The following is a 5,190-nucleotide window of genomic DNA, read 5'->3' as shown; positions in this document are numbered from 1 at the left end:
GAGCAGGCTCACTCCTGAAAGGGATATGCGGCGCTCATTGACCGAGTGCGGCCAGCCATTGTGGGATGCGCCGCTCCAGGTAATACCCGGGCCTGCGCACCGAGCCGTCGACGAAACCGACATGACCGCCACGCGCCTGCAATTCGAACCGGGTGCAGGCTGACAACTCGTCGGCTTGCGGCAGGCTGTGGGGAAATACGAACGGATCATCCGCTGCCTGAATGATCAGCGTCGGCGTGCGGATCTCGCCGAGGTAGTAGCGGCTCGAGGCGCGGCGGTAGTAATCCTCGGCGTCATTGAAACCGTGCAATGGCGCGGTAACCCGGCCGTCGAAATCCCAGAATGTGCGCATGTTTTCCAGCGAGCCGAGCGCGGCCAGTTTCGCCAGGCCGTCTTCGCGCCCGTCATGCTGGAACTGACGCTGCTTGTTCCTGATGTAGGCGACCATCTCTCGCATGAAGTGCGCCTGATACACCCGCGAAAACCCTTGGCCGATACGATCGGCACATTGATCGAGACGGAACGGTACCGACACCGCCACCGCGCCGAGCACACCGCTGTTGCTGCCGGTTTCACCCAGATGCTTGAGCAGCACGTTGCCGCCCAGTGAATAGCCGACCGCGTACAACGGCGCCAACGGTCGTTTGGCGCGCAGGTGCTGGATGGCTTCGGCAAGGTCTTCGCTGGCGCCGGAGTGGTAGCTGCGCGGCAACAGATTCGGCTCGCCGGAACAACCGCGCCAGTTCAGCGCGACGCTGGCCCAGCCCTGCTCGGCCAAGGCCTTTTGAATGCCCGCCACATAGGGCGAATTGGATGAGCCGGTCAAACCGTGCAGCACCAGTACCAACGGCGCCTCGGCGCTGTGCGGGCCGTGCCAGTCGAGGTCGAGGAAGTCGCCGTCCTCGAGCCACAGGCGTTCGCGTTCGCGCTCGATGTGCACGGTCTTGCGCCACAGCGGCCCCCACAGGGTTTGCAGATGCGGATTGCCGAGGCCGAAGGCGGGGATGAAGCGTTCTGGCGAAGGGGGCACGATGATTCTCGATGGGCTTGTGGCGAGGAAGCTCGCCCCCTCGCCGCAGGTTGCTTGCGACCTTGTCAGCCGGCGATGTCCGCCGTGCGCTGCCACAGCGCGTAAAAAACCCGACCGGATTTCTGTTCACGATGCAGGCGCCAGTTGCCCGGCAGGCCCAGCGTCGATGGCGCTGTTTCGCTTTCCGTGTAGATCCACGAATCGGCCGCCAGCCATTGGCGCTCTTCCAGCAAGGTACAAACCGCTGGCAACAGGTTCTGGTTGAACGGCGGGTCGAGGAACACCAGGTCGAACGGCGTCGCGGTCTGGGTTTCCAGGTAGCGCAGCGCATCGGCGGTTTGCACCTGGCCGTTGCTGCAACGCAGGGTGCCGAGGTGTTCTTTCAGGCTGGAAACCGCAACGTTGCTGGCGTCCAGCGCCTGGGCCGTGGCCGCGCCTCGGGACAGCGCTTCGAGAAACAGCGCGCCGCTGCCGGCGAACGGGTCGAGCACTTTCGCCCCTTCGACATAGGGCGCGAGCCAGTTGAACAGGGTTTCACGCACGCGATCCGGGGTCGGGCGCAGGCCCGGTGCGTCGGGGAAGCTCAGCTTGCGGCTGCGCCACTGGCCGCCAATGATGCGCAGCTGGTTCACGCCGTTGTGCACGTTTTGCATAGGTTTTTTCGGTGCTCGAGTGGCCATTAATGCTCCGGAACCCCGAGCGGTTGCTCGGCAGGTTTATCAGATGGGGCCGGTAACGGCTTTTGCGGCACGGTCGGGCCAGCGGTGACGATGACCATTTTCTCCGTGCTCAGGTGTTTGTTCAGCGCAGCGCGGACTTGCTCTACGGTCAGGCTTTGCGACTGACGCATGAAATCGTCGAGATAGCTCAGCGGCAGATTATAGAAGCCCATCGCGCCGAGCTGGCCAACGATGTCGGCGTTGCTCGCGGTGGACAGCGGGAAGCTGCCGGCCAGCTCGCGCTTGGCATCGTCGAGTTCTTTCTGTGTCGGCCCGGTTTTCAGGTAGTCGGCGAGTACGTCCTGCACCAGTTTCAGGGTGCCTTCGCTCATCTCGGCGCGGGTCTGCAGGTTGATCATGAACGGGCCACGGGCCTGCATCGGACTGAACGCCGAATAAACACCGTAGGTCAGGCCACGCTTCTCGCGCACTTCGCTCATCAGGCGCGTACCGAAACCACCGCCGCCGAGGATCTGATTGCCCAGCGACAGCGCGGCGTAATCCGGATCATCGCGATCGATACCCAGTTGCGCGAGCATCAGGTTGGTCTGTTTCGACGGAAACTCGATGTGGTTGACGCTGGCCTTCGGTTCCTGAGGTGCGGCGATTTTCGCCAGTGCCGGGCCTTTCGGCAGGGCAGAGGAGACCTGATTGGCGATCGCCTCGGCTTCGGCTCGCGACAGGTCGCCGACCAGTGCAATCACAGCGTTGCCTGCGGCGTAGGCCTTGGCATGAAACTCGCGCAATTGCGCGACAGTGATCTTCGGCACGCTCTGCGCATTGCCATCGCTGGAATGCGCGTATGGGTGATCGCCGTACAAACGCTTCATCAGCTCCAGGCTGGCGAGTTTGCCGGGGTTCTGTTTCTGGTACTCGAAACCGGCGAGCAGCTGGTTCTTGATGCGCGCGAAGGAGTCGGCGGGGAAGGTTGGTTTGCCGACCACATCGGCGAATAGCTTCAACGCCGGTTCACGCTGCTCGGGTGCGCTGAGGCTGCGCAGCGAAGCCAGCGCCATGTCCTTGAACGCACCGTTGCCGAAGTCGGCGCCGAGGCCTTCAAAGCCTTGAGCGATGGCGCCGACGTCTTTGCCAGCAATGCCTTCGTTGAGCATGGCGTTGGTCAGCACCGCGAGGCCGGGGACGTTGCCATCCTGGCTGCTGCCAGCGGCGAAGATCAGGCGCATGTCGAACATCGGCAACTCATGGGCTTCGACGAACAGCACTTTCGCGCCTTCAGCGGTGTTCCAGGTCTGCACATCAAGCTTGCGGCTGGCCGGGGCCTTGCCGTCGAGTTCGGCCAGCGATTGCAGTTTCTGGCTGGACTTGGCGTTATCCAGTGCTTCGCTGGCCTTGCTGTCAGCGCTTGGCGACAAATAAACCGCTGCGGAGCCGATCACCGCGACAGCAATCAGGCCAAGCAGCATCAGGCGTGGGATTTTGCGCTCACTCATGAGTCGTCTCCAAAGGCAGGACGTGGGCGACGCTGAGACGTTCGCGGGTGAAATACTTTTTCGCGGCGTTCTGGATGTCTTGCGGGGTCACGCTTTCCAGATCGGCCAGTTCGGTGTCCATCAGCTTCCACGACAGGCCGACCGTTTCCAGTTGACCGATCGCGGTGGCCTGGCTGGTGATCGAGTCACGCTCGTAGACCAGGCCGGCGATGACTTGAGCGCGGACGCGTTCCAGCTCTTCGGCAGACGGCGCGGTGGTTTTCAGTTGCTCAAGCAGTTTCCACAAGCCGGCTTCGGCCTGGGCGATGGTCTTTTTCTTCTGCGTATTCGGCGTGGCCGACAGGGTGAACAGGCTGTCGCCACGGGTGTAGGCGTCATAGTCCGACGAGCCGCCAGAGACCAGCTCTTCGCCGCGTTCCAGTTGCGCCGGGATGCGTCCGCTGTAGCCGCCGTCGAGCAGCGCCGAGATGAGGCGCAAGGCGTTGACCGAGCGTTTGTCTTCAGCGGTTGCAATGCTCGGCACGTTGAAGCCAAGCATCAGGCTCGGCAGTTGGGTCTGCACGCGCAGGGTGATCTGGCGTTCGCCGGGCTCGGCCAGTTCCAGCGGTTTTTTCGCCGGTGGCACGTCGCGTTTGGCGACCGGGCCGAAATAACGCTGGGCGAGGGTTTTCACTTCGTCCGGAGTGACGTCACCGACCACCACCAGCGTGGCGTTGTTCGGCGCGTACCAGGATTGGTACCAGTGGCGCAGTTCTTCGACTTTCATACGGTCGAGATCAGCCATCCAGCCGATGGTCGGCGTGTGATAACCGCTGGCCGGGTAGGCCATGGCCTTGTAGCGCTCATAGGCCTTGGACATCGGCTTGTCATCGGTGCGCAGGCGGCGCTCTTCCTTGATGACTTCGATTTCCTTGGCGAACTCGTCGGCCGGCAGGCGCAGGTTGGCCATGCGGTCGGCTTCCAGCTCGAAGGCCACGCCGAGACGATCACGGGCCAGCACTTGGTAATAAGCCGTGAAGTCGTCGCTGGTAAAGGCGTTCTCTTCGGCGCCGAGGTCGCGCAGGATCAGCGAAGCTTCGCCGGGGCCGACCTTTTCGCTGCCCTTGAACATCATGTGCTCGAGCGCGTGGGACAGACCAGTCTGGCCTGGAGTCTCGTAGCTGGAGCCGACCTTGTACCAGATCTGCGAAACGACCACCGGCGCACGATGGTCTTCGCGCACGACGACCTTGAGGCCGTTGTCGAGGGTGAATTCATGGGTCGGTTGCGGGTCGGCCGCCAGGGCCGAAAGGGGCAGGCAGACTGCGCTGAGCAGCAGGCCAGCAGCGCGGCGGGCTAGAGCATTCATTCGTTTTTCAACCTGTTGGGCTGCCCGCTTGGTCTTAGCGTCAGCGGGCGAGAGGTAGGGCGTGTCATTGATCATTACCAGTACCGCGCCGGCGCCTGATAGTGTGCAGGGCAAGGCGCGAGGAGTGTGGTTTGGTTGTTCCAAATAAACTCCGAGCAACGCAGCCCTGCACACTATCAGGCTCGGCCCTCCGGGTGGCGCCTGAAAACGGGCCATACTGCGTTGCAGTCCTTGGCAAGGAAAGCACATTCCCTGCGGCCTGCGCCTTGTCTGGCCCGTTTTCAGGCGGCCACGCGGTACTGGTAATGATCAATGACACGCCCTAGGATACTGATCCGTTTTACTGGCGGCCACGCCTATCAGGTTTCGACACCCGGTCAGGCTGTATGGGTTTGTCGCGGATAGCAGCAGTTTTTCATCTGAACTGCGCGTTTTCGCCGACGATGCCGCTCCAGTCCTTCGTGTTAATTGAAGTTTGAGGTGCCTTCGGTGCCTTGACAAAATGTTGCGCGTGAACAAGCTGGGTGAAACACAGTCTGTTCTGCATCGAATATTTATTTGCCGGGGCGCCCTGTTGGCGCGTCGCTACCGTGAGATAGCCGTCCTCCATGTTTGGTTCCAACGACGACAAGAAGAGCCCAG

General features: G+C 62.2%; 5 protein-coding genes. All 5 read right to left on the bottom strand.

Annotated elements, in window-relative coordinates; genetic code table 11:
- Positions 1–34 precede the first annotated feature (34 nt).
- Positions 35–1,030, bottom strand: a complete 996-nt coding sequence (locus tag F8N49_RS25350; protein ID WP_122698594.1) for a hydrolase — start codon at positions 1,028–1,030, stop codon at positions 35–37.
- Positions 1,031–1,095: 65 nt separating this feature from the next.
- Positions 1,096–1,710, bottom strand: a complete 615-nt coding sequence (gene rsmD, locus F8N49_RS25345) for a 16S rRNA (guanine(966)-N(2))-methyltransferase RsmD (RefSeq protein WP_122751165.1) — start codon at positions 1,708–1,710, stop codon at positions 1,096–1,098.
- On the bottom strand, positions 1,710–3,200 hold the full coding sequence (locus F8N49_RS25340) for a pitrilysin family protein (protein ID WP_151553066.1): 1,491 nt from the start codon (positions 3,198–3,200) through the stop codon (positions 1,710–1,712). The genes rsmD and F8N49_RS25340 overlap by 1 nt, the downstream gene beginning before the upstream one ends.
- A complete protein-coding gene (locus tag F8N49_RS25335; protein ID WP_071172213.1) occupies positions 3,193–4,548 on the bottom strand; it encodes a pitrilysin family protein in 1,356 nt (451 codons plus the stop codon). The genes F8N49_RS25340 and F8N49_RS25335 overlap by 8 nt, the downstream gene beginning before the upstream one ends.
- A 415-nt stretch (positions 4,549–4,963) precedes the next feature.
- Positions 4,964–5,190, bottom strand: a 227-nt coding sequence (locus F8N49_RS25330; protein WP_218574916.1) for a hypothetical protein, incomplete at its 5' end; no start/stop codon positions are given.

It is taken from the genome of Pseudomonas sp. GXM4, assembly GCF_008923895.1.
Lineage (GTDB): Bacteria > Pseudomonadota > Gammaproteobacteria > Pseudomonadales > Pseudomonadaceae > Aquipseudomonas > Aquipseudomonas atacamensis.
This window is presented reverse-complemented; position numbering and strand designations above follow the sequence as displayed.